Annotated in this window: 22 protein-coding genes; 6 read left to right on the top strand and 16 right to left on the bottom strand. The window is 67.9% G+C overall.

What is annotated here, in order from left to right:
* Window positions 1-36 precede the first annotated feature (36 nt).
* A complete protein-coding gene (locus A5759_RS19210; RefSeq protein ID WP_068200452.1) occupies window positions 37-2,043 on the top strand; it encodes a prolyl oligopeptidase family protein in 2,007 nt (668 codons plus the stop codon).
* Here A5759_RS19210 and A5759_RS19205 read toward each other — a convergent pair.
* Together A5759_RS19205 and A5759_RS19200 are read right to left on the bottom strand one after the other, a co-directional pair.
* Entirely contained in the window at window positions 2,036-3,289 is a 1,254-nt protein-coding gene (locus A5759_RS19205; protein ID WP_068200449.1) for a Dyp-type peroxidase, read from the bottom strand. The genes A5759_RS19210 and A5759_RS19205 overlap by 8 nt on opposite strands.
* Window positions 3,286-4,218, bottom strand: a complete 933-nt coding sequence (locus tag A5759_RS19200; protein ID WP_068200446.1) for an EfeM/EfeO family lipoprotein — start codon at window positions 4,216-4,218, stop codon at window positions 3,286-3,288. Before A5759_RS19200 ends, A5759_RS19205 begins: the two co-directional genes overlap by 4 nt.
* A 155-nt stretch (window positions 4,219-4,373) precedes the next feature.
* On the opposite strand from A5759_RS19200, the gene A5759_RS19195 reads away from it, so the two are divergent.
* Window positions 4,374-5,288: a crotonase/enoyl-CoA hydratase family protein gene (locus tag A5759_RS19195; protein WP_068200443.1), complete on the top strand. Its 915-nt coding sequence runs from the start codon at window positions 4,374-4,376 to the stop codon at window positions 5,286-5,288.
* On the opposite strand, the gene A5759_RS19190 is transcribed toward A5759_RS19195, so the two are convergent.
* The 7 genes from A5759_RS19190 to A5759_RS19160 form a co-directional block, all read right to left on the bottom strand.
* The gene (locus A5759_RS19190) at window positions 5,268-6,260 is read right to left on the bottom strand and encodes a DUF2889 domain-containing protein (RefSeq protein WP_068200440.1); all 993 of its coding nucleotides are present in this window, start codon (window positions 6,258-6,260) and stop codon (window positions 5,268-5,270) included. The genes A5759_RS19195 and A5759_RS19190 overlap by 21 nt on opposite strands.
* Window positions 6,261-6,288: 28 nt before the next feature.
* Window positions 6,289-7,134, bottom strand: a complete 846-nt coding sequence (locus tag A5759_RS19185) for a hypothetical protein (protein ID WP_068200649.1) — start codon at window positions 7,132-7,134, stop codon at window positions 6,289-6,291.
* Between the two features lie 90 nt (window positions 7,135-7,224).
* Window positions 7,225-8,742 (bottom strand): aldehyde dehydrogenase family protein, encoded by a 1,518-nt coding sequence (locus tag A5759_RS19180; RefSeq protein WP_068200437.1) that lies wholly within the window; start codon window positions 8,740-8,742, stop codon window positions 7,225-7,227.
* Window positions 8,743-8,811: 69 nt separating this feature from the next.
* Window positions 8,812-9,390, bottom strand: coding sequence for a TetR family transcriptional regulator (locus A5759_RS19175; RefSeq protein WP_068200434.1), 579 nt, complete (start codon window positions 9,388-9,390; stop codon window positions 8,812-8,814).
* Between the two features lie 25 nt (window positions 9,391-9,415).
* A complete protein-coding gene (locus A5759_RS19170) occupies window positions 9,416-9,976 on the bottom strand; it encodes a phosphoesterase PA-phosphatase (RefSeq protein WP_082962198.1) in 561 nt (186 codons plus the stop codon).
* Window positions 9,973-10,488 carry a mycothiol transferase gene (locus tag A5759_RS19165; protein ID WP_068200432.1) on the bottom strand — a complete coding sequence of 172 codons (516 nt, stop codon included), beginning with the start codon at window positions 10,486-10,488 and terminating at the stop codon, window positions 9,973-9,975. The genes A5759_RS19170 and A5759_RS19165 overlap by 4 nt, the downstream gene beginning before the upstream one ends.
* Window positions 10,489-10,505: 17 nt before the next feature.
* Window positions 10,506-10,895, bottom strand: coding sequence for a VOC family protein (locus tag A5759_RS19160; RefSeq protein WP_068200429.1), 390 nt, complete (start codon window positions 10,893-10,895; stop codon window positions 10,506-10,508).
* 22 nt (window positions 10,896-10,917) lie between these two features.
* Between A5759_RS19160 and A5759_RS19155 the strand changes: the two genes are divergently transcribed.
* Window positions 10,918-12,642, top strand: a complete 1,725-nt coding sequence (locus A5759_RS19155) for an amidohydrolase family protein (RefSeq protein WP_068200426.1) — start codon at window positions 10,918-10,920, stop codon at window positions 12,640-12,642.
* Window positions 12,639-13,196, top strand: a complete 558-nt coding sequence (locus A5759_RS19150) for a carboxymuconolactone decarboxylase family protein (protein WP_068200423.1) — start codon at window positions 12,639-12,641, stop codon at window positions 13,194-13,196. Before A5759_RS19155 ends, A5759_RS19150 begins: the two co-directional genes overlap by 4 nt.
* Here the strand turns inward: A5759_RS19150 and A5759_RS19145 are convergent.
* On the bottom strand, window positions 13,185-14,009 hold the full coding sequence (locus A5759_RS19145; RefSeq protein ID WP_068200420.1) for an SDR family oxidoreductase: 825 nt from the start codon (window positions 14,007-14,009) through the stop codon (window positions 13,185-13,187). The two genes, A5759_RS19150 and A5759_RS19145, sit on opposite strands and share 12 nt — an antisense overlap.
* A gap of 42 nt (window positions 14,010-14,051) precedes the next feature.
* Here A5759_RS19145 and A5759_RS19140 point away from each other — a divergent pair, with 42 nt between their 5' ends.
* The gene (locus A5759_RS19140; protein ID WP_068200417.1) at window positions 14,052-14,426 is read left to right on the top strand and encodes a hypothetical protein; all 375 of its coding nucleotides are present in this window, start codon (window positions 14,052-14,054) and stop codon (window positions 14,424-14,426) included.
* Between the two features lie 133 nt (window positions 14,427-14,559).
* On the opposite strand, the gene groL is transcribed toward A5759_RS19140, so the two are convergent.
* The 3 genes from groL to A5759_RS19125 form a co-directional block, all read right to left on the bottom strand.
* Complete coding sequence (groL, locus tag A5759_RS19135) at window positions 14,560-16,185, bottom strand: chaperonin GroEL (protein ID WP_068200414.1); 1,626 nt, start codon at window positions 16,183-16,185, stop codon at window positions 14,560-14,562.
* A 190-nt stretch (window positions 16,186-16,375) separates the two neighbouring features.
* Window positions 16,376-16,939 (bottom strand): TetR/AcrR family transcriptional regulator, encoded by a 564-nt coding sequence (locus A5759_RS19130; protein ID WP_068200645.1) that lies wholly within the window; start codon window positions 16,937-16,939, stop codon window positions 16,376-16,378.
* A 101-nt stretch (window positions 16,940-17,040) separates the two neighbouring features.
* On the bottom strand, window positions 17,041-19,578 hold the full coding sequence (locus A5759_RS19125; protein WP_068200411.1) for an excinuclease ABC subunit UvrA: 2,538 nt from the start codon (window positions 19,576-19,578) through the stop codon (window positions 17,041-17,043).
* A 220-nt stretch (window positions 19,579-19,798) separates the two neighbouring features.
* On the opposite strand from A5759_RS19125, the gene A5759_RS19120 reads away from it, so the two are divergent.
* Window positions 19,799-21,496, top strand: a complete 1,698-nt coding sequence (locus tag A5759_RS19120) for a DEAD/DEAH box helicase (protein ID WP_068200408.1) — start codon at window positions 19,799-19,801, stop codon at window positions 21,494-21,496.
* Here the strand turns inward: A5759_RS19120 and A5759_RS19115 are convergent.
* The 3 genes from A5759_RS19115 to A5759_RS19105 are packed head-to-tail and all read right to left on the bottom strand — an operon-like array spanning window position 21,493 to window position 23,128.
* A complete protein-coding gene (locus A5759_RS19115) occupies window positions 21,493-21,999 on the bottom strand; it encodes a polyketide cyclase (protein ID WP_068200643.1) in 507 nt (168 codons plus the stop codon). The genes A5759_RS19120 and A5759_RS19115 overlap by 4 nt on opposite strands.
* 36 nt (window positions 22,000-22,035) lie before the next feature.
* On the bottom strand, window positions 22,036-22,302 hold the full coding sequence (locus A5759_RS19110) for an addiction module protein (RefSeq protein ID WP_066845598.1): 267 nt from the start codon (window positions 22,300-22,302) through the stop codon (window positions 22,036-22,038).
* Between the two features lie 10 nt (window positions 22,303-22,312).
* On the bottom strand, window positions 22,313-23,128 hold the full coding sequence (locus A5759_RS19105; protein WP_068200404.1) for an HAD-IIA family hydrolase: 816 nt from the start codon (window positions 23,126-23,128) through the stop codon (window positions 22,313-22,315).
* Between the last annotated feature and the right edge of the window lie 130 nt (window positions 23,129-23,258).

The raw sequence follows: 23,258 nt of genomic DNA, 5'->3' as shown, positions 1-23,258 counted from the left end.
ACACCGGCTGAGCCGGTCGGGCACCGGACCGCGACAATGGGTCGCGTGGATGAGGACGCGTATCTGTGGCTCGAGGACATCACCGGTGATGTTGCGTTGGACTGGGTGCGCAAGCACAACGAACCGACGATCACGCGCTTCGGCGGTGAGAGGTTCGAGCAGATGCGGCGAGAGGCGCTGGAGGTACTCGACACCGACGCCCGTATCCCCTACGTCCGTAGGCGGGGCGATCACCTGTACAACTTCTGGCGCGACGCGGACCACCCTCGGGGGCTGTGGCGGCGCACGACGCTGGACAGTTACCGCAGCGAGCAGCCGGAGTGGGACGTCCTGATCGATGTCGACGCGCTCGCCGACCAAGACGACGAGAACTGGGTGTGGGCCGGCGCCGACGTGCTCGAACCGGACTTCTCCCTCGCGCTCGTCGAACTGTCCCGCGGCGGCGCAGACGCCACCGTCGTTCGCGAATTCGACATGGCTACACGGCAGTTCGTCGCGGACGGTTTCGCACTTCCCGAGGCCAAGTCGAGCGTCACGTGGCAGGACCGCGACACCGTGCTGGTCGGCACCGACTTCGGACCGGGGTCGTTGACCGACTCCGGCTATCCCCGGATCGTGAAGCGCTGGCGGCGCGGGCAACCGCTCGCCGAGGCGCAGACCCTGTTCGAGGGTGAGATCGCCGACGTCAGCGTGGGATGCGGCTACGACGCGACACCGGGATTCGAACGGTTGCTGATCACGCGGGCCTTCGACTTCTTCAATCGCGAACGTTACGAGTTGCGCGGCGAAACGCTGATACCCATCGACGTGCCGACCGACGCCGGGATATCCGTGCACCGCGAGTGGCTGTTGATCCGGCCGCGCACAGATTGGACGGTCGGGTCGACGACCTATCGCGCCGGTTCCCTGCTTGCCGCGAACTACCTCGAATACCTCGATGGCGCACGGGATCTGCACGTGGTGTTCGAACCCGACGAGCACTCCAGCCTCGACGACTACGCGTGGACGCGTGACCGCCTGATCCTCGTCACGCTCGTCGATGTGGTCAGCCACGTCGAGGTTGTGACACCGGCAGCGTGGCAGCGAGCCGGCATTGAGGGGATCCCGCCGAACACCAACACGGTGCTGGTCGACGCCGACGAATACGGTGACGAGATCTTCGTCGACTCGAGCGGTTTCGACACGCCGTCGCGGCTGTTATGGGGCGTGGCCGGTGACGCCGTCGCAGAGGTCAAACGCGCGCCGTCGTTCTTCGACGCCGCTGACCTACAGGTCGAGCAGTTCTTCGTGGCCTCCGACGACGGCACCATGATCCCGTATTTCGTTGTGGGGCACCGTCACAATCAGGCGCCGGGCCCCACGCTGTTGGGCGGATACGGCGGCTTCGAGGTGGCCAACACGCCAAGCTACGCCGGTGTGTTGGGCCGGTTGTGGTTGAGCCGTGGTGGCACGTATGTGTTGGCGAACATCCGCGGCGGGGGCGAGTACGGGCCGACGTGGCATACGCAGGCGATGCGCGAGAACCGGCATCTCGTCTACGAGGATTTCGCCGCTGTGGCACGCGATCTGGTGGCGCGCGGTATCACCACCGTCGAGCAGCTCGGTGCGCAGGGCGGGAGCAACGGCGGCCTGTTGATGGGCGTGATGCTGACGCGGTACCCGGAACTGTTCGGCGCGTTGGTGTGCAGTGTGCCGCTACTGGACATGCGACGGTTCCACCTGCTGCTCGCAGGCGCCTCCTGGATGGCCGAGTACGGGGACCCCGACGATCCCGACGATTGGGAGTTCATCTCGAAATACTCCCCTTACCAGAATATTTCGGCGGATCGCCGGTACCCGCCCGTGCTGGTCACCACGTCGACGCGCGACGACCGCGTGCATCCGGGCCACGCCCGCAAGATGACCGCGGCCCTGGAGGATGCGGGGCATCCGGTCCACTACTACGAGAACATCGAGGGCGGTCACGCGGGCGCGGCCGACAACGCCCAGACCGCATTCCGTTCGGCGCTCATCTACGAGTTCCTGTGGTCGATGCTCAGCTGAACAGCTGGTCGCCGAGGTACCGGTCGGGACCGGTGACGCCCGGCAGGATGAAGAAGAAGCCGCCGCCGACCGGAAGGATGTACTCCTCGAGCGGTTCCCCGGCGAGGCGGCGCTGCACCGTCAGGAACCCCTTCTCCAGGCTGCGCTGATAGGCGATGAAGGCCAGACCCTGGTCCAGTCGGCCCGCGCCGTCGAAACCCCGGGAGTAGTTGAAGCCCCTCCGCAGGATCAGGTTCTCGTCCGTCTCCGGCGTGCGCGGGTTGGCCAACCGGATGTGAGCGGTGAGCGGAATTCGCTTGCCGTCGGGGTCTTCTGGGTAATCGGGGTCGGTGAACTCACCGCTGAGTCCGAGCGGTGCGCCGCTGACCTTGCTGCGTCCGATCAGCGCTTCCTGCTCGACGAGTTGGGTGCGGTCCCAGAACTCGACGAACATGCGGATGATGCGGATCGCCTGATAGGAGCCGCCGACCGCCCACTGCGGTTCGCCGTCCTGCGGGCCGACCCAGACGTGGCGGTCCATGACGGCGCCGTCGTCGACATCGAGATTGGCCGTCCCATCCTTGAAGCCCAACAGATTTCGCGGAGTCGCCGCCTCTGAGGCCCGCCCGGCGCCGATGCCCCTGGCGTATCCGTCGACCATCCACCGCATCACCAGATCGCTGCGCGTGCGGCGCATCAGCTGGCGCAGCGCGAAGATGACCGTGTCGTTGTGCCCGGCCTCGATCACGATCGACAGATCACCGTGCGACAGTTTGGGATCCAGCCGGTCGTTGGCCAGAAACGGCATCGTGACCAGTTCCCTGGGCTTGCGATCGGCCAGCCCGAACCGGTCGTCGAATAGCGATGCGCCCACACCGACCACGACCGACAGGTTGTCGGCGGGAGGCTGGTCGCCGAGGATTCCCGAATCGACGGGCGGGTACTCCGGGTCGCGCACCTCGGGCGGCCTGCCCGCCATCAGCCCGCGGATCTCTTCGGTGAGCTCCTGGAGGGCACGCTTGAGGCCGTCGCGATCCTTCGACAGCACGTTGAACGAGGCGATCAATCCCTGTTCGGGGATGGGCAGCGCGGTGATGCCGGTCTGGTGGGCGCCTTCGAACGGGACGAGCGCCCCCGCGACAGCGGCCGGAGCGGCATCATCCTTCGAGCATCCGGCGAGGGCTGCACCGGCGCCCACCGCGGCACCCGTGCCCAGCGCGCCGGTGATGAAGCCTCGGCGTGACAGACCCGAGCGGCCTTCGCTCACTTCAGTTTCAGCACTCCCGACACCTGCGACAGGTTCTCCGACAGCCCGGCGAGTTCGGCTTTGAGCTTGTCGATGATGTCCGGTGTCACGGTGACCTCGGGGCAGCGCGGCGACGGGTAGGGGTCGTTCTCGGTGCAGAACAACACCCAGCCGTCACCGCGGCGCAACGGCCGCATCGTGTCGAACACCGAGTTGAGTCCCGCTTCGATCTTGCCCAGCAAAGCTGGATCGGCTTGTACCAGGGCGGCACTCAGCGTGTTCACGGCATCGCGGGCGCCCTGGAGGTTGGCGTCGAAGTCCCAGAGGTCGGTCTTGGAGTAACGGTCCTCCTCGCCGGTGATCTTGCCTTCGGACACCTCTTCGATGAGCTCGGCCGCGCCGTTGGACACGTCGATCGGCTTCACTTCGACCGCCGGGAACTGCGCCTTCAGGTCGGCGACGTCCTTGTCGAGCTTGTCGGCAAACGGTGCCCCGCCCTCGGTGGTGTTCTTCTCGAACAGCAGGTATTCCAGGCGGTGCCAACCGGTGAACTTCGGGTCGTCAACGCCCGCGAAATCGTCAACGCGAGCGTCGATCTTGCCGTCGATCTCCTCGACCAGGGCGGCGATGGGCTCGATGCGTTCCCACGGGGCGCGAGAAGGCGCAAACGCATCCTGGGCGGCCTTGAGGTCTCCGGCGCGCACCGCATCGGTGAAGACCTTGACCACGCGCTGGAGTTCGTCGATGTTGCTCTGCGCGTAAGCCTTGTAGTCGGCGGCCGCTTTGTCGAGTACCGCGGGATCGACTGCGGGCGCGGCGCTCGTCGTCTCGGTCGCGGTTCCAGTGGCCGACGTCGTCTCGCTGCCAGAAGACGAGCTCTCATTCGAGCATCCGGACAGGATCAGGCCGACGACGGCGATGGGAGTTGCCCAGGCAAGAAACCGGTTCATTAGCACCTCGAAGTTAGGAGAGGCTGAACATAGCACTTCTGGCTGATCAGAGGCGAGGCAAGCCTAAATCGGTGTTGCGAGCCGGGTGCACCATCACGCGCGAACCGCCTCGGCGCGAGAATCGGCGCCAGCGCCCTCTCTGTCAAACTTGGGCCATGACGCCGCCAGAATCCGGGCCGCAATTCGAGACCTTGCTCTATGCCGCCGAGCCACCCATCGCCACCATCACCCTGAACCGCCCCGACCACCTCAACACCATCGTCCCGCCGATGCCCGACGAGATCGAGAAGGCCATCGGTGCGGCCGAGCGTGATCCCGCCGTCAAGGTGATCGTGCTGCGTGGCGCCGGCCGCGCGTTCTCCGGCGGCTACGACTTCGGCGGTGGCTTCGCGCACTGGGGCGATGCGATGAACACCGACGGTCGTTGGGATCCGGGCAAGGACTTCGCCATGGTCAGCGCGCGCGAAACCGGCCCCACGCAGAAGTTCATGGCGATCTGGCGGGCGTCCAAGCCGGTGATCGCCCAGGTGCACGGCTGGTGTGTGGGCGGCGCGAGCGACTACGCGCTGTGCGCCGACATCGTGATCGCCAGTGACGACGCGGTGATCGGCACTCCTTACGCCCGCATGTGGGGCGCCTACCTCACCGGCATGTGGCTGTACCGGCTGAGCCTGGCGAAGGTGAAGTGGCACTCGTTGACTGGTGAGCCGCTGACCGGAAAGGAAGCCGCCGCAGTCGAACTCATCAACGAGTCGGTACCGTTCGAGAACCTCGAGGCCCGCGTCAAAGAGATCGCACGCAAGCTGGCCGCGATTCCGCTGTCGCAGCTTCAGGCGCAGAAGCTGATCGTCAACCAGGCTTACGAGAACATGGGACTGGCCTCCACCCAAACCCTCGGCGGCATCCTCGACGGGCTGATGCGCAATACCCCCGATGCGCTGTCCTTCATCGAAACCGCTGCCGCACACGGGGTTCGGGCCGCTGTCGAGCAGCGCGACGGCCCCTGGGGCGACTACAGCCAGGCGCCGCCGGATAAGCGCCCCGATCCGTCACACGTCATCGAGCCCTGAACGCAGCTCGAAGAGCGCGTCCAGATCGGCGATCGCACGCAGCGTGTCGTTGAGGTGCGTGCACGTGCTGGTGCCAACGAACTCTCGCCGGACGCGGTCGCGAACCTCGGCGAGTCTCATCCCCTGCACGCGTTGCGCGCTTCCGACGGCGCCCGGGCATTCCTGCCACGGCAGCACACGCACGTCCGCGCTGATCGCGTTGATCGTCCGCGTCGCGACGTCGACCGCGCCGGCGAGCGTGTACTCGTGCACGATCGTCTCGACCCCGTCGCCGTCGACGTGGGAGTCGCGGAAGTGCGCGTCGAAGCGTGACACACCCTGCTCCGCCGGGTGCAGGTCGAGGCGCCGCAATCGCCGCATGCCGTGTGCACCAAGAGGTTCGACGGCGTGCATACCGTCGATATCGATCGGCGGAGCCTGCGGGCCGTGCACCGAGGGGATGGTGCCGAGGCGTCGCGCGTATCCCACGAGCGACGCCTCAGGTGCGAAACCTGCGCAGATACCGGCCATGCGATCGGCGGTGCCGGGCGGCAACTTCTCCTCGGTACCCGCGATGATCGTCGCGTGCTGCAGCGCGTAACCGGAGACCAGCGCCGCACCGACCCAATCGTCGAGCAGCAGGTGCAGCAGGGTCGAGCCATGGACCTCGGCGGGCAGCAGTTCACCGATCGTGGAGCGGAAGCCGGGACCTACCCGCTTACCGACGAGGCGACCGAGCCGGTCGTCGCCCGGGACCGCCTCGATCGTCTCGATGGCCCGGTCGACCAAGCGGGCGCGCACGGCGATCTCGTCGAGCACCTCCACCGCACCGCACCGGACGACGACGTCACGCGCCCTCAGGTCCACATCGGAATCCGCAGCGCCATCGGGATGGGTGTCGATGGTGCTGGTCCGCCGCAGTGCGCCCGCCACCAGGGTTGGCCACGTCTCGACGGGCCGCTGCGGGCCCACGATGTCGGTGACGAACGGCATGGCTTGACGGTAGCAATATCGAGGTCGGCTAAACGTCGCGTCGCCGTAACCCGCCGAGCATCGCCACGAGCACGCCGAACAGCACCAGCACTCCGCCTGCGGCCAGGGTGAGGTTCAGCCAGTGGTGCAGGCTGTCTTCGGCGTGGGCCACCATCACGTCGGCGACCACTCGGATGTCCCCCGACAGCCGGTTCAACGTGTCGTTGACGGAGTGCCGCGCCACCTCGAGGCCCGCCCACCCGGCCGCACCGACGATGAGCGCCGAAACGCCAAGGGCGGCAAGTGCTCTGCCGCGACTGCGGGCCGCCGCGAGCGTCAACAGGGCGAACACCCCGGTGAGGATGCTCGCGCCAATGCTGACCCACGGCCCCCACGTCGACACCCGTTTGAATTGACCGGGCCGCCAGCTGTCGGTGATCGACACGGAGACCGGTAGCGACTCGGGGGTGGCGACGCCGACGTTGCCCAGCGTCCTGCGGAACGATTCGTCGGCGAGCATCGGGCCCAGGTCGAGGATCCACTCGTCGGTGCCCTCGACCTGCTGGGCCCCGTCGGTGAACATCCAGCGGTGACCGACGATGTTGGCCAGGGCGAACTGTTCGGGGAACGTCGGGTTCGCGGTGTAGGCCGAGGCCACCCCGCTGATGATGGTGCTGTCGGCGTCGTAGCCGTTGTCGCCCATGTACGACGCGACTTCGGTGGCCAGCACCCCTGCCATCGCCTTCTGCAGTTGCGGGTCCTCGGCGGCCGACTGGGCCAGCGCGGCGTATCCGCCCTCGTCGACCACGTTGCGCTGCGCCCACATCGTGGGGACGGCGACGGCCAGCAGCGCCGTCGTGACGACCCATAAGAAGACCGTCACCACCATGCGCACGCGCATCCTCCTACCCGAAACCGCGGTTTCTGACACGAACCGCGCGTAACCGCCTCAGAAGCCAGTCTCGACGCGGTGGCGAGGAGCTCGCTACTTGGCGGCCCGCTTCGGGGTGATCAGCGCCAGCTTCGTCATCAACGTGTTCATCCGCTTCAGCGCCTTGGGCGAGTTGTTGTAGTAGTTGCCGCCGGCGCCGACGTTGGTGCGCGGCGCGACCACCACTTCCTGGCGGCAGTACTTGCGCAAGCCGTCCGCCCCGCCGAACCGTGCACCCAGACCCGAGGTCTTCCAGCCGCCCATGGGCGCGGTCGTGCACATCAAGTTCGAGATCACGTCGTTGATGTTGACCGCACCGCAATCCAGTTCGACCGCAACGTCGTTGGCCCGCTCGATGTCCTTGGAGAACACCGCGGCACTCAACCCGTACGGGCTGTCGTTGGCCAGCCGGATCGCCTCGTCCACACTGGCGACCTTCATGATCGGCAGCGTCGGCCCGAACGTCTCCTCCGTCATGCAGAGCATCGAGTGGTCGACGTCGACGAGGACCGTGGGCGGGTAGAAGTTGCCCTCGCTTTCGGGGCGCTTGCCGCCGGTCAGCGCCCGCGCACCCTTGGCGAGCGCGTCGTCGACGTGGCGGGTGGTGACGGCCACCTGTGTCTCGTCGATCAGCGAGCCGAAGTCGAAGCCGTCACCCGCGCCCATCTTCAGCTTCTCGACGTCGCGCACCACCGCGTCGACGAACTTGTCGTAGACGGATTCGAGCACGTAGACCCGCTCCACCGACACGCACGTCTGCCCGGCGTTGAAGAACGCACCCCACACCGCGGCGTGGGCGGCGAGGTCGATGTCGGCGTCCTCGAGCACGATCATCGGGTCCTTGCCGCCGAGCTCGAGGCTGACCGGGGTGAGCCGGCGAGCGGCGCGCTCCATGACCTTCGCACCCGTCGCACTGGAACCGGTGAACTGGATGAAGTCGGCGTTGTCGATGACGGCCTCGGACACCTCGCGGGTGCCCTGTGCCAGCGCCAGCACCTCCGGTGCACCCGAGTCCAGCCAGCCGCGCAGCAGCAGCTCGGCCGTCAGCGGTGTGCGCTCCGACGGCTTGAGCAACACCGCGCAGCCCGCCGCCAGCGCACCGATGGCGTCCATCAGCGCGTTGGCCACCGGGTAGTTCCACGGCGCGATGATGCCGACGACCGGACGGGGCCGGTAATGCACCTCGATCTTCTTGATCGACAGGAACGGCAGCGGCGCAGGACGCTTCTCGGGCGCCAGCGCCTTCTCCATGGTCTTGATGTAGTACGACGCGATCATGATCAGCAGCGGCACTTCCTGCGCCGCGTCGACGGCCGACTTGCCGGTCTCCTTGATCAGCAGCGACTCGATCTCGTCGCGGTGGTCGCCGAGCCAGACGGCGTAGCGGGCCAGCACCTTGGCCCGGCCCTTGGCGCCGCGGGCCTCCCATTGGCGCTGGGCCTGGCGCAGGCCGGCCGCGATGCGCGGCACGTCGGCGGGGTCGGTCCATCGCACGGTGCCCGCGACGGCTCCGGTCGCGGGATTGCGGATGGTGCTGGTATCGGGCAGCTCAACGTCGGACGTCGCAGTCATGTCTCCATGCTAGCGGTCGCATGTGATCTAGATCGCAGCAGGGTTGACACGTGTCAAGTTTGCGCGCGCCTACTTCATGAGCCGGTCTAGCACCTGCAGGCTGTCCGAGATCGGGTCGCCGGGCAGTGGGGTGCCGTGCGAGGCGCCGATCAGCACCCCGACGATCGCCCCTGCCAGCACGCGCCGCTCGCGGGGGTCGGTCGGCGCGCCGGGACGTTGCGTCAGCGCGTCTTCGATCAGGCCGATCAGCCGGACATATTCGGTGTAGAGCAGGCCGGCCACCTCGGGCACGGTGTACATCAGCCGCTGCCCGATCATGGCCTCTTCGCGCTGCTCGGGGGTCAGCGAATTGAACGTGGTCTCGACGGCGTGCCGGTAGGCGTCGATGACCGACAGGTCGGCGGGCGCCGCGACGAATGCGTCGATGATCGGCGGGATGTGATCGTCGGAGATCAGCACCGCCTCTTTGGTCGGGAAGTAACGGGAGAAGGTGCGCGGTGAGATGTCGGCGGCAGCGGAGATCTGCTCGACGGTGGTGGCCTGGTAACCCTGCTCCTGGATCAGGCGAAACGCTTCCCGCCGAATCGTCGCACGAGTTCGCAGCTTCTTTCGCTCGCGCAAGCCCAGAGGCTTATCGGACAACGCCATCAGCCAATTGTTGCACCGGCTTGAGTTAGCCAGCCGAGGCCGCCGGGGAATCGCGGCCCCCGCTGCGGTCGCGCCGGGCGATGAGCGCGGCGGCCCACACGACCGCCGAACCGAACAGCACACCGCCCACCACGTCGGTGAAGTAGTGAAAGGTCGTGGCGACTCCGAGCATCGCCAGCGCCACGGCGAGAACCGCGGTCACCACGACCCACCACGCCGCACCGGCCACGAGGACGACCAGCCCCCACACGATGGTGGTCGCGGTGAGATGTCCGCTCGGATAGGCGAGCCCGCCTCCCTTCTGGCGGTCGAAGATCGGTTTGAGCGCCCGCACGACCGCGATTCCGGCCACCGGCGCGACGACCGTCATCAGCGCCAGCCACCATCGCCGTTGCAGGCACGCGGCGGCCAACACCACGACAGCCAGGGCGAGCAGCACGCGGGCATCGGCGATCACGGCCAGGCGCCGCACCGGGGTGTCGCCGAAACCCTGGAACCAGTCGTCGACCGGCGTCGAGGATTTGCCGACCGCCCAGCCGAGCAGCAGCATCGCCACCAGCGCGAGCGCCGGCCACAGTCGGGTCACGTGATTCCGCGGATGTAGGCCGCCTGGCCGAGGTGTTGGGCGCCGTCGTCGATGATGCTGACCAGCCGCACGCTCGCCGTCACCGGTGGATCCCAGTTCTCGTCGACGACGCGGCTCAATTCATCTGCGGTGACCGACGCGATGTACTCCAGCGTCACCTTGTGCACGGCGTGCGCGTAGCCGGCGAGCAGATCCGCAGGGGCGCGGACGCGGCCCACCTCCTCGGGGCTGTGCCCGTAACCCATGTCTTCGCGGGGGAGGTCGAGTCCGAACCGGTCGACCCACCCATCGCGCAACCAGACCTGCTCGGCGCCCGCGAGGTCGGCGAGCTGGACGTCCTGCTGACGGGCGCTGTGCCACACCAGCCACGCGATGCTGTTGGCGGTCGGGGTGGGACGGAAGAACGCGGTCTCGTCGGTCAGCCCGTCGGTGAGGTTCTCCACGTGCTCGCTGAGCCGGGTGAACGCGTCGCGCAGGATTTCGCGGGCCACTGCCACGCCTGAGTCAGCCATGACCTCGACGGTATACGTCAGTCCGGTGGTCGCGCCCCGTGGAAGACGGCCTCGATGTTGTTGCCGTCCGGATCGCGGACGAAGGCGCCGTAGTAACCGGGGTGGTACTCCGGCCACAGCCGCGGGGCGTGCAGCGACTCCGCGCCGGCCTGGATCGCAGCGTCGTAGAACGCCTGCACGGCATCGGTGTCGGCGGCCGCGAACGCGAAGTGCACCTCGCGGTTGGGGCCCGCCGCGTCGCCGGCGTTCATGTCCGCGATCCAGAAGTCGGGCTTGCCGTCCCTGCCGTAACCGATGGCGACCTGATAGTCGAGTTGGCGGGTGTAGCCGAGTACGCCCAGGACCGTGTCGTAGAACGCCTTCGACCTTTGGAAGTCCGCGCAGTTGATTCCGAAGTGGTCGATCACGGGCTCATCGTAGATTCGACGTATGACATATGAACTCGTGATCAGAGGCGGCACCATCGTCGATGGCCTGGGCGGGGAGCCCTACGTCGGTGACGTCGCGGTTTCGGCAGGAGTCATCGCGGCCGTCGGACGGGTCGATGAGCCCGGCGCGCGGGAGATCGACGCGACGGGCCTCCTGGTCACCCCCGGGTTCGTGGATCTGCACACCCACTACGACGGCCAGGCGATCTGGTCGGACCGCCTGACGCCGTCATCGGCGCACGGTGTGACCACCGTGGTGATGGGCAACTGCGGGGTGGGGTTCGCACCGTGCCGGCCGGAGGACCATGACGTCCTCGTCGACGTGATGGCCGGGGTCGAGGACATCCCCGGTGTGGTGATGGTCGACGGGTTGCCGTGGCACTGGGAGACGTTCCCGGAGTTCCTCGACGCGCTCGAGGAGCGACGCCGGGACATTGATGTGGCCGCGCTGCTGCCCCACTCCCCGCTGCGGGTGTACGTGATGGGGCAGCGCGGTGTCGACCGCGAACCGGCCACCGCCGAGGACCTGGCGATGATGCGCAAACTCGCCGCCGAAGCCGTACAGGCCGGCGCGCTGGGCTTCGCGTCGTCGCGGTTCACGCTGCACAAGACCGAGAGCGGGCGGCCGATCCCCAGTTACGACGCCGATCGCGCCGAGATCGAGGCGATCGCCCGCGGAATCGACGACGCCGGTGGCGGGTTGATCCAGTTCGTGCCCGACCTGGTGGCAGGCGACTACGAGCCCGTGCTGCGAACGGTGTTCGAGGTCGCCGCGGAGGTCGGCCTGCCGGTGACGTTCACCCTGGCGATCGGCAACGCCGGCGACCCGTTCTTCCTCGACGCGCTGACGATGGTCGAGAAGGCCAACATCGACGGCGGCGAGATCACCGCGCAGATCTTCCCGCGGCCGATCGGGTTGGTGCTCGGCCTCGAGTTGTCGGGCAACCCGTTCGTGATGTACCCCAGCTACCAGGAACTGGCTTCCCTGTCGCTGGCCGAACGCGTCGCCGAGATGCGCAAACCCGAAGTGCGACAACGGATCCTGTCGGACCAGCCGGTCGGCGAGGGCCATCCGCTGATGTTCGCGGCGCAGGCGTTCGAGTGGATGTTCCCGCTCGGCGATCCCCCGAACTACGAACCCCCGCGGTCCGAGAGCATCGCGAGTCGCGCCCGTGCCCGCGGCGTCAGCCCGCTCGAGGAGGCCTACGACCGGCTGCTCGACGACGACGGCCACGCCATCCTCCTGGTGACCCTGGCCAACTTCCGCGACGGCACCCTGGACACGGTCGCGGAGCTGATCCGTCGCGACGACGTGGTGCTCGGACTCGGCGACGGTGGGGCCCACTACGGAATGATCTGCGACGCAAGCTTTCCCACGTACATGCTGACGCACTGGTCACGTGATCGCGGGGCCGGTCGACTGTCGGCGGCAGAGGCGGTGCGCGAACTGACCTCGGTGCCCGCCCGGGTTGCCGGCCTGGCCGACCGCGGCCGGATCGCCGTCGGTTACAAGGCCGACCTCAACGTCATCGACCACGACGGAATGCGTCTGCACCGGCCGGTGATCGCCTATGACCTTCCCGCCGGCGGCCGGCGCCTGGACCAGGGTGCCGAGGGGTACGTCGCGACCGTCGTGTCCGGCGAGATCATCGCCGAGAACGGCACTCCCACCGCCGCGCGTCCGGGCGAGTTGATCCGCGGTCGCCGACCCGCGCCCACTGCGTGAGCAGGGTCGCGCCGCTGGCTCCCCCGTGGAGCGAGGCCGACGCCGCAGGCATCAACGGCTGGGGACATCCCGCCCGCACCTACGAGCCGCTGCTGCTGGTGCGCTGCCTGCAAAGGCACCCGAATCTGGCTGCGCGGCTACGCAAACTGGGCGAGTCGCTCTACGTCGACGCGCGTCTGCCGCCGCGGTTGCGCACGATCGCGATCCTGCGGATCTGCGCATTGCTGCGGTGCGAGTACGAATGGGGCGGCCAGGCCGCATTCTGGGGTCCCATCGCCGGGGTCAGCGAACGCGAATGTGACGCACTGGTTCTCGACGACGACCCCGGCTTCAGCGACTTCGAGCGGATACTGATCGCCGCCGTGGACGAGGTCGAGAGAACCGGCACCTGGTCGGATCAGACGTGGCACGCCCTTGGCGACGAGCTCGATGACGAGCAGCGGATGGAGTTGCTGGTCGCGGTCGGTTGGTATCGCACCATCTGCACGCTGTGCAACGGCATGGCCTTGCCGGTCGAGGGTTGGATGCGGCGCTGGCCGCTGTCAGACCGCTGAGCGGTCGCGGCGCAGCCCGGGATGCTGACTGCGCAGCGTCCTGAGCAGAACAGCGCGCGGAAGCGCTTGCAGCAGGCGGGTACTCAGCACGTTCTGACGTCCTGCGATCACGGTGCCGCGGTCGTGTTCGAGCGCGTCGACACCGATCCTGGCCACCTCGCGCGACGGCACCCACATGAACTTGGGGAATGCCGCGGCGAACGCGCGCTCGTCCATGCCCGCCGCCCGGAGGAACTCGGTGCGCACCGGCCCTGGAGCGAGCATCGCGACGGTGACGCCGGTGCCCGCCAGCTCGGCCCGCACGCCCTCGGTGTAGGTCTTGACGAACGCCTTGGTTCCCGCGTAGCCGGACTGGCCGGGGAACGGGTGATAGCCGGCGGTGGACCCCACGTTGAGGATCGCACCGCGACCACGCGGCACCATCTGCTGGACCGCGCGGGTGGTGAGGTCGATGACGGCCTCGACATTCACGCGCACCTGCGCGATCTCGTCGGCCACAGGCGATTTCGTCACCGACCCGATCGTGCCGATCCCGGCGTTGTTGACGAGGATGTCGACGGTGAGGCCGCGCTCGGCGACCTGGTCGAACAGGGCCGCGCGGGCCTCGGGGTCGGCGACGTCGCACGCGATGGTCTCGGTGCGGACGTCGTCGCCGAGTTCGGCGGCCAAATCGCGTAGCCGCTCTTCGCGACGAGCGACGAGCGTGACGCCGTGACCGCGCGCGGCGAGCTCGCGGGCGATGTCGGCGCCGATGCCCGCCGACGCTCCGGTGACGACGGCGGTGGTGGTAGACGATGGCTGCGGTAAGGGCATACAAGAACCTAACGCGCCGCTGCGCGGACGTATCCTCGCCCTATGAGCGTGAAGGTGGATCTCGACCGGTTGACCGACGTGCTGGGCGACTTCGGCTTCGCCTATCTGATCTCCGTGGGCGACGACTACCGCGCCCACACCGTCGCCGTCGACCCGGTGTTGCGCGACGGCAGGCTCGACGTCGGGACCGTCGGTCGGCACACGCGGGAGAACACCGCCCGCCACGGCGACGTCACCATCGTGTGGCCGCCGAGTGAGGCCGGTGGATATTCGTTGATCGTCGACGGTCAGGCGCATCAGGCGGGCGAGTCGTTGTCGGTCCAACCGTCGCGCGCGGTTCTGCACCGCAAGGCGACCGCGGAGTCGCCGTCGACGAGCCCGGACTGCCTGCACGACTGCGTCCCGCTGAAAAAGTAGTTCCGCCGAGAGTGGGGTTGTGTCACGGTCTGCGCGAATACGCGTGCGGGTAACCCACTTTCGGCGATACGAGCGGACATGAAAAAGCCCGGCCCCTCGAGAGGAGCCGGGCTTTCCCAGTAGGTTTCCAGACTTAGAAGTCCATGCCGCCCATGCCCCCGGTCGGGTCGGCCGGACCAGCGGCCGCCTTCTCCGGCTTGTCGGCGACGACAGCCTCCGTGGTCAGGAACAGCGCCGCGATGGACGCCGCGTTCTGCAGCGCCGAACGCGTCACCTTGACCGGGTCGGCGACGCCGGCCTTGAGCAGGTCCTCGTACTCGCCGGTCGCGGCGTTGAGGCCGACGCCCTTGTCCGAGTTGCGGACCTTCTCGGCCACCACGCCGGGCTCCAGGCCGCCGTTGAGGGCGATCTGCTTCAACGGAGCCTCGAGCGCCACGCGCACGATGTTCGCGCCGGTGGACTCGTCGCCCTCCAGCTTGAGCTCGTCCAGCGCCGGGGAGGCCTGCAGCAGGGCCACGCCACCGCCGGCGACGATGCCCTCCTCGACGGCCGCCTTGGCGTTGCGCACGGCGTCCTCGATGCGGTGCTTGCGCTCCTTGAGCTCGACCTCGGTGGCAGCGCCGGCCTTGATCACCGCAACACCGCCGGCCAGCTTGGCCAGGCGCTCCTGCAGCTTCTCGCGGTCGTAGTCGCTGTCGCTGTTCTCGATCTCGGCGCGGATCTGGGCCACCCGGCCGGCGATGGCGTCGGAGTCACCGGCGCCCTCGACGATGGTGGTCTCGTCCTTGGTCACGACGACCTTGCGGGCCTGGCCCAGCAGCGAGATGTCGGCGGTCTCGAGCGAGAGGCCGACCTCTTCGCTGACGACCTGACCACCGGTGAGGATGGCCATGTCCTGCAGCATCGCCTTGCGGCGGTCACCGAAGCCCGGGGCCTTGACGGCGACGGACTTGAAGGTGCCGCGGATCTTGTTGACCACCAGGGTCGACAGGGCCTCGCCCTCGACGTCCTCGGCGATGATCAGCAGCGGCTTGCCGGCCTGGATGACCTTCTCCAGCAGCGGGAGCAGATCCTTGACGGTCGACACCTTGGACGACACGAGCAGGATGTACGGATCCTCGAGGACCGCTTCCTGACGCTCGGCGTCGGTCACGAAGTAACCCGAGATGTAGCCCTTGTCGAAGCGCATACCCTCGGTGAGCTCGAGCTGCAGGCCGAAGGTGTTGCTCTCCTCGACGGTGATGACACCCTCGTTGCCGACCTTGTCCATGGCCTCGGCGATCAGCTCACCGATCTGGGTGTCGCCGGCCGAGATCGCAGCGGTGGCGGCGATCTGGTCCTTGGTCTCGACCTCCTTGGCCGACTTCAGCAGCGTCTCGGTGATCTTCTCGACGGCCTTCTCGATGCCGCGCTTGAGGCCGAGCGGGTTGGCGCCGGCCGCGACGTTGCGCAGACCCTCGCGCACGAGCGCCTGGGCCAGCACGGTGGCGGTGGTGGTGCCGTCGCCGGCGACGTCGTCGGTCTTCTTGGCGACTTCCTTGACCAGCTCAGCGCCGATCTTCTCGTACGGGTCCTCCAGCTCGATCTCCTTGGCGATGGACACACCATCGTTGGTGATCGTGGGGGCGCCCCACTTCTTCTCCAGGACGACGTTGCGACCCTTGGGCCCCAACGTCACCTTTACCGCGTCGGCGAGGCTGTTGAGGCCCCGCTCGAGGCCGCGGCGGGCCTCTTCGTCATACGCAATTGTCTTGGCCATTGCGAAGTGTTCCTCCGGATTGGGGATGGCACGTCTGCGGTCGGGTGCAGTGCCCGCGACGGACGGCTCGGGTGTGCTCCGCAGATGCGGCCCGTTGCCTCACCGTCCCGACCTAGCACTCACCGGTCGCGAGTGCCAATTGCCTTTCTAGCACTCGGGCATGGCGAGTGCAAGATCGCATGCGACCCGTTCAGGCCGCTCGCAGGCCGTCCAGTACCACCTCGGTGAGCCGCTCGGCTTCTTCGGGATTGGCGTCCTGGATCGCGAAGCAGCCGGCAAGGATCGCCTTCACGTCGAGCACGTCGACATCGCGCCGGGCGGTCCCGGCATCCTGAGCCGCCTCGAGCAGGCCGCCGAGGAGGTCGAGGAAGGCCCGCTCGGTCTCCGGGATGGCCGCTGCGACGTCGATGCCCTCTCCCGCCAGGGCGTCCTTCAGGCCGCGATCGGCCGCTCCCCAATGCAGGACCAGGGAGCGCAGCAGGACGAACAGTGCCTCCCCCGGCGGTACATCCTCGGTCAGGGCGCGACCCTCGGCGACGAGGCTGTCGATGCGGTTCTCGACGACCGCGCGGTACAGGTCCACCTTGGCCGGGAAGTGGCGGTGCACCGTGCCCGCGCCGACACCCGCGCGCCTCGCGATCTCGTCGATAGGCACCGCGAGGCCGTCGGTCGCGAACGCGTCGTAAGCGACCTCCAACACGCGGGCGCGATTGCGCAGGGCGTCGGCACGCGGCGCTCGACCGGTCACACTCACGTCGTCACCTCGGGAGAACATACTGACGGGACCTACGTTCCGTATATTCGCAAGAGACCGGGGCGCTCGCTCCGTTTCACGCTCTACCAACGACAACTTCTTCATCGAGTGACCAGCCGCGCGGCCAGATACGGCGCCGTGCGACTGCCCTTCGCCCGGCTCACCTTCTGCGGTGTGCCCGCCGCGACGACGCGGCCGCCGTCGTGGCCCGCGCCCGGTCCGAGGTCGATCACCCAATCCACCCCGGCGACCATCCGCATGTCGTGTTCGGCCACCACCACCGTGTTGCCCGCGTCGACGAGGCGATGCAGTTGGGCGTCGAGGAGATCCACATCCGCCGGATGCAGTCCCGTCGTCGGTTCGTCGAGGACGTAGAGCGTATGGCCGCGACGGGGCCGCTGCAGTTCCGATGCCAGCTTGATGCGTTGGGCCTCGCCTCCGGACAGTTCGGTGGCGGGCTGACCGAGACGCAGATATCCCAGCCCGACCTCACGCAGCGTCGTCAGGCTGCGCGAGGCACCTGGGATGTCTTCGAGGAACTGTGCGGCCTCGTCGACGGTCATGGCCAGGACGTCGGCGATGGTGTGGTCGCGGTAGCGCACCCGCAGCGTGGCTTCGTTGTAGCGGGCACCCCCGCACGTCGGGCAGGTGGCGTAGGTGCCCGGCAGGAACAGCAGTTCCACCGATACGAAGCCCTCCCCCTGGCAGGTCTCGCATCGGCCTTCTGCGACATTGAACGAGAACCGGCCCGCCGTCCAGCCCCGGCGGCGTGCGGCCGGCGTCGCGGCGAATACCCGTCGGACCGCGTCGAACAGGCCGGTGTAGGTGGCCAGCGTCGAACGCGGGGTGCGCCCGATCGGCCGCTGGTCGACGGCGACCAGTCGGTCTATCCCCTCGACGCCCTCGGCCCTGACCCCGATGCTGGCGTCGTGATCGAGGTCGACGATCTCGGCGTCGGAATCGTCGGTGTCGCTGTCGCTTTCGGCCATACCCACGGCACGGCCCAGATGGCGGTTCACCACATCACCGAGAACCTTGACGACGAGCGTCGACTTGCCTGAACCGGACACACCGGTGACCGCGGTGTAGACGCCGAGTGGCAGGTCGACATCCACGTCGCGCAGATTGTGAAAACAGATGCCGCGCAATCGCAGCCGCGACGACGGCTCGCGCGGGGTCCGCGGTTCGGCCGCCTGGTCACCGAACAGGTACCGACGGGTGATCGACTCGTCAGCGTCCTTCAGCCCGGAGACGGGTCCGCTGTAGAGCACCCGCCCTCCGTGCTCCCCCGCGCCGGGCCCGACGTCGACGATCCAGTCGGCTCGGCGCACGACATCCATGTCGTGCTCGACGATGAACAGCGAATTGCCCGCTCGCCGAAGGCGATCCAGCACGTCGAGCAACGGCTCGGCATCGGCGGGATGCAGGCCGGCCGACGGCTCGTCCAGCACGTACAGCACCCCGAACAATCCGGCTCGCAGCTGCGTGGCCAGCCGCAGCCGCTGCAGTTCACCCGGTGACACGGTGGGAGTGCGGCGGTTCAGCGTCAGATAGCCGAGTCCGAGGTCGATGAGCACCTGGATGCGGGCGACCAGGTCGGCGGCGATCATCGTGGCGACCTCGGTGAACTCACCGGATGCGGTTGACTCGAACGCCGGGGCGGCGTCCTTGCGGGCCGCGGTCGACCGCAGCGCATCGGCGAGTTCGGCCAACGGCATCGCCACGTAGTCGGCGATGGTGCGATTCGCGAAGGTGACCTTCAGCGCCTCGGGTCGCAGCCCGGATCCGTGACACACCCCGCATTCGACGCTGTCGACGAACTGCAGGACGCGTCGGCGCATCATCGCGCTCTGCGAGTTCGCCAGCGTGTGCCGGACGTGGCGTTCGGCGCTGGAGAAGGTTCCGTTGTAGTAGTAGTCAGCCGTGACCGGATGCTGGCTCGGATCGATCTCGACGGTGGGCTGCTCGTCGGTGAACAATATCCAATCACGTTGCCGCTTGGGTAATTTCCGCCAGGGCTTGTCGATGTCGAACCCCAGCGTGATGAGGATGTCGCGCAGGTTCTGGCCCTGCCAGGCGCCCGGCCACGCCGCGACGGCGCCCTCGCGGATGGTCAGCGAGGGGTCCGGGACGAGCGTCTGCTCGGTCACCTCATGGATCCGGCCGAGACCGTGACACTTCGGGCAGGCGCCGACGGCCGTGTTCGGGGAGAACGCGTCGGAGTCGAGTCGTTCGGTGGCGCCGCGCGGGTACGTCCCGGCACGGGAGAACAGCATCCTCAGCAGGTTGGACAGCGTCGTGACGGTGCCGACCGTGGACCGTGAGGTGGCCGCCCCCCTCCGCTGCTGCAACGCCACGGCTGGGGGCAGCCCGGTGATGTCGTCCACCTTGGGCGCACCGGTCGGCAGTAACAGGCGCCGCGCGTACGGAGACACCGACTCGAAGTACCTGCGCTGCGCCTCGGCGTAGATCGTGCCGAACGCCAGCGACGATTTGCCGGAACCGGAGATGCCGGTGAACGCCACCAGCGCGTCGCGCGGGGCGGCGACGTCGACGCCCCGTAAGTTGTGCACGCGGGTACCGAAGACACGGACGCACGGGTCGATGTCGTCGCTGGGGGTAGTGGGGGTTGCCGACATGGTTGGCGCAGAGTACCCACCTCGCGCCAGGACAAGCACGGTGTTTGCTGCGGGCACCTCGCAGCGGGTCGCGACGCAGCGGCGGCGGCGCGGCGCTCAACGGTGGTTTGCAGCCGCCGGTCATGTTCGCCACACCGGCGGTCCGGCGACACGCCACGCAGAGATGCGCGGCCGTAATCCGTTGCGCTAGGCTGCTGTCCGATCAGTGAGGAGTCTTTGGGTGCGGGCAGACACGGCGCCCGACACCCAGGCTTTGCGAGGCTGGCAGCGTCGGGCATTGGTGCGGTATCTTGGCGCCAAACCGCGCGATTTCCTCGCCGTCGCCACCCCCGGCGCGGGTAAGACGACGTTTGCCCTGCGCGTGGCCGGCGAGCTGTTGGCCGACGGCACCGTCGAGCGCGTCACCGTCGTCGTGCCGACCGAGCATCTCAAGATCCAGTGGGCGCTGGCGGCCGCCAGGCTCGGCCTGTCGCTGGACCCGAAGTTCTCCAACAGCGCCGCGCACCACTCGTCGGAGTACCACGGCGTCGTCGTGACCTATGCCCAGGTGGCCAGCCACCCCACCCGGCACCGGGTGCGCACCGAGAACTACCGCACGCTGGTCATCTTCGACGAGATCCACCATGGCGGCGATGCGAAGAGCTGGGGCGAGGCCATGCGCGAGGCGTTCAACGACGCCACCCGCCGGCTGGCGCTGACTGGTACACCGTTCCGCAGCGACGACAGCCCGATCCCCTTCGTCACCTATGAGCCCGACGGCACCGGCGTGATGCGGTCGCGGGCCGATCACATCTACGGGTACTCCGACGCGCTGGCCGACGGGGTGGTGCGGCCCGTGGTGTTCATGGCGTACTCCGGTGAGGCACGCTGGCGCACCAGTGCGGGCGAGGAGTTTTCGGCGCGCCTCGGCGAACCGCTCAACGCCGAACAGACCGCGCGGGCCTGGCGCACGGTGCTCGACCCGAACGGCGAGTGGATTCCGGCGGTGCTGCAGGCCGCCGACACCCGGCTGTCCCAGCTGCGCAACGGCGGAGTGCCCGACGCGGGCGCGATGGTGATCGCATCGGACCAGAAAGCCGCCCGCGCCTACGCCAAGGTGCTGACGACGCTGACCGGGGAGGCGCCGACGCTCGTTCTGTCCGACGACCCCGGCTCCTCCGACCGCATTGCCGAATACGCGACAGGCACGAGCCGTTGGCTGGTCGCGGTGCGCATGGTCTCCGAGGGTGTCGACGTGCCGCGACTCGCCGTCGGCGTGTATGCGACGTCCGCGTCGACCCCGCTGTTCTTCGCCCAGGCGATCGGACGCTACGTCCGCTCCCGGCGCCCCGGCGAGACCGCGAGCATCTTCCTGCCGTCGGTGCCCGCGCTGCTCGACCTGGCCAGCGAGATGGAGGCACAGCGCGACCACGTGCTCGGCAAGCCGCACCGCGAGTCACAGGGCGAGTGGGACGACGCGGCCCTCGAGGACGCCAACAAGACGAAGGACGAGCCGGGCGAGACCGACAACGGCTTCGAGATGTTGGGCGCCGACGCCGAGCTCGACCAGGTGATCTTCGACGGCTCGTCGTTCGGTACGGCAGCGGCCGTCGGCAGCGAGGACGAGGCCGACTACCTCGGCATCCCCGGCCTGCTCGCCCCCGACCAGATGCGGGACCTGTTGCGACGCAGGCAAGAAGAACAACTCACCCGCCAGACCGCCTCCGGCGAGGTGCCGCGGGTCTCCACCCACGGCCAACTGCGCGAGCTGCGCAAGGAACTCAACACGCTGGTGTCCATCGCCCACCACCGCACCGGTAAACCACACGGCTGGATCCACAAGGAGCTGCGCCGGATCTGCGGCGGCCCGGCGGTCGCGGCGGCGACGACCGATCAGCTCCGCGCCCGCATCGAGGCGGTACGCAGCCTGCAGTCCTAGCGGTCCTGCCCGCGCGACTCGGCGAGCGAGGCCAGGTTCTTCAGCGAGTTGTCGAGGTGCTGCGGTTCGAACGGCGGGAACTCGATGTCGCGCATGTCCGGCGCCACGTTCGACCAGTCGTAGGTCAACGTGACCGCCGTCCGGTCTTCGGCCACCGCGTCGAGGTCGTATCGCCAGAGCCATCCGCCCCATTGGAGTTCGGTGCCGTTCATCAGATAGCCGCGCTGCTCGGGACCCTGGCCTGGCAGCCACCCGATGGCGCGCGGCCGGTCGAGAACCTCGACCCGGTTGGCCATCTCGTAGTACTTCTCGGGATGGTTGTCGTGGTACATGCCCATCCGGAAGACTTGGCCGACCTCGGTCAGGGATTCACCGTCGAGCGGCTCGCGGACCCATCCGGTGCCGTCGATCGCCTGGTGCGTCGACGGGTCGGCGAGCACCTCGAACACGGTCTCGATCGGGGCGTTGACGGTTGTGGTCGCGTGGATGCGTTGTTCTGTCATGTTGATACAGACCGCGGCGGGCACGGAAAGTCATCGTCAGAAAACCCCGCACCCGGCCACCCCGCACGCCCACGAGCTGATCAACAGCAGCGGCCAGAGTGCGACGGCCACGACCAGGGCCGCGATGTTGGCGAAGATCGTGAAGTCACCCGACAGCGCCGCCTCGAGCTGGCCGATCAGCTCGATGTGAAACATCGCGTAACCCACTCCGATCACGATGTAGACCAGCGTGATCCACAGCGCCAGCTCCAGGTAGGTGTTGATACCCCGCTGCAGCAACAGCTGCTGCACGCGCTCCCACATCGATGTCCCCCTACAGTCCGAGAAGCTGCGGCAGGTCGGCCACGGAGTCGATCACATGATTCGGCTGCATCGCGAATTCATCTGCCGCCCAACGATCCAACGTATCCTGGCGAAACTTGCCCGTGCGCACCAGCACGCCGGTCATACCGACCACCTGCGCCGCCAACACGTCGTTGTTGAGATCGTCGCCGACCATGTACATCTCGTCGGCTTCGACCCCGAGCCGACTCGCCGCGGCGAGGAAGCCCTCGGGGGCGGGCTTTCCGACCGCGGTGGCTTTGCGTCCGGAGGTCTCCTCCATGCCGAGCAGATACATGCCGGTGTCTACGCGCAATCCGTCGGTCGTCGTCCATGCGGTGCTGCGGTGCATCGCGACCACCGGCACGCCCTGGGCCATCCAGTCGTAGACCCACGACAACGTCAGGTGGCTGTACTCCGGACCCGCACCGCCGAGCAGGATGACGTCCGGGGTCTCCGGTGCGCGGGGACCGCTGTACTCGTGCGAGTAGACGATGTCGATGCCGGGCATGTCCTCGGCGATCTGCCCGCTGTTGACCAGGAAGCAACGCGCATCCGGATACCGGTCGCGCACGTATTGCGCGGTCAGCACCGCGGCGGTGATGACTTCGTCGGGCCGGACCGCCATCCCCGCTTCGGAGAGCAGTTCGGCGATCTGCACGCGGGTCTTGGTCGTCGTGTTGGTCAGGTACGCACAGGCGACCTGGTTGTCGGTCAACGAACGGACCGTCTGTGCCGCGCCTTCGATCGGACGCCACGAGGTCACCAACACGCCATCGATGTCGAACAGCACCCCACCGATAGCCATGGCCCGACAGTAAACGGCCTAAGCGTGCGCGCAAATCGTGGAGGTCTGACGGATTCGAGTAGTGGCCTACGCTAGTGCGCCTTCGCTGGACGCCGAAAACTGTTCCTTACCAGGGCCGATACCGGACCAC

It is taken from the genome of Mycobacterium sp. 852014-52144_SCH5372336 (assembly GCF_001665615.1).
GTDB lineage: Bacteria > Actinomycetota > Actinomycetes > Mycobacteriales > Mycobacteriaceae > Mycobacterium > Mycobacterium neumannii_A.
The sequence above is the reverse complement of the archived record's forward strand: the minus strand, read 5'-3'. Positions and strand labels throughout refer to the sequence as shown.

Excerpts from the sequence above, each read along its gene's own strand:
- A5759_RS19210 (WP_068200452.1), top strand. The coding sequence starts at position 37 with ATGGGTCGCGTGGATGAGGACGCGTATCTGTGGCTCGAGGACATCACC.
- A5759_RS19200 (WP_068200446.1), bottom strand. The coding sequence starts at position 4,218 with ATGAACCGGTTTCTTGCCTGGGCAACTCCCATCGCCGTCGTCGGCCTG.
- A5759_RS19195 (WP_068200443.1), top strand. The coding sequence starts at position 4,374 with ATGACGCCGCCAGAATCCGGGCCGCAATTCGAGACCTTGCTCTATGCC.
- A5759_RS19190 (WP_068200440.1), bottom strand. The coding sequence starts at position 6,260 with ATGCCGTTCGTCACCGACATCGTGGGCCCGCAGCGGCCCGTCGAGACG.
- A5759_RS19180 (WP_068200437.1), bottom strand. The coding sequence starts at position 8,742 with ATGACTGCGACGTCCGACGTTGAGCTGCCCGATACCAGCACCATCCGC.
- A5759_RS19175 (WP_068200434.1), bottom strand. The coding sequence starts at position 9,390 with ATGGCGTTGTCCGATAAGCCTCTGGGCTTGCGCGAGCGAAAGAAGCTG.
- A5759_RS19165 (WP_068200432.1), bottom strand. The coding sequence starts at position 10,488 with ATGGCTGACTCAGGCGTGGCAGTGGCCCGCGAAATCCTGCGCGACGCG.
- A5759_RS19155 (WP_068200426.1), top strand. The coding sequence starts at position 10,918 with ATGACATATGAACTCGTGATCAGAGGCGGCACCATCGTCGATGGCCTG.
- A5759_RS19145 (WP_068200420.1), bottom strand. The coding sequence starts at position 14,009 with ATGCCCTTACCGCAGCCATCGTCTACCACCACCGCCGTCGTCACCGGA.
- A5759_RS19140 (WP_068200417.1), top strand. The coding sequence starts at position 14,052 with ATGAGCGTGAAGGTGGATCTCGACCGGTTGACCGACGTGCTGGGCGAC.
- groL (WP_068200414.1), bottom strand. The coding sequence starts at position 16,185 with ATGGCCAAGACAATTGCGTATGACGAAGAGGCCCGCCGCGGCCTCGAG.
- A5759_RS19125 (WP_068200411.1), bottom strand. The coding sequence starts at position 19,578 with ATGTCGGCAACCCCCACTACCCCCAGCGACGACATCGACCCGTGCGTC.
- A5759_RS19115 (WP_068200643.1), bottom strand. The coding sequence starts at position 21,999 with ATGACAGAACAACGCATCCACGCGACCACAACCGTCAACGCCCCGATC.
- A5759_RS19110 (WP_066845598.1), bottom strand. The coding sequence starts at position 22,302 with ATGTGGGAGCGCGTGCAGCAGCTGTTGCTGCAGCGGGGTATCAACACC.
- A5759_RS19105 (WP_068200404.1), bottom strand. The coding sequence starts at position 23,128 with ATGGCTATCGGTGGGGTGCTGTTCGACATCGATGGCGTGTTGGTGACC.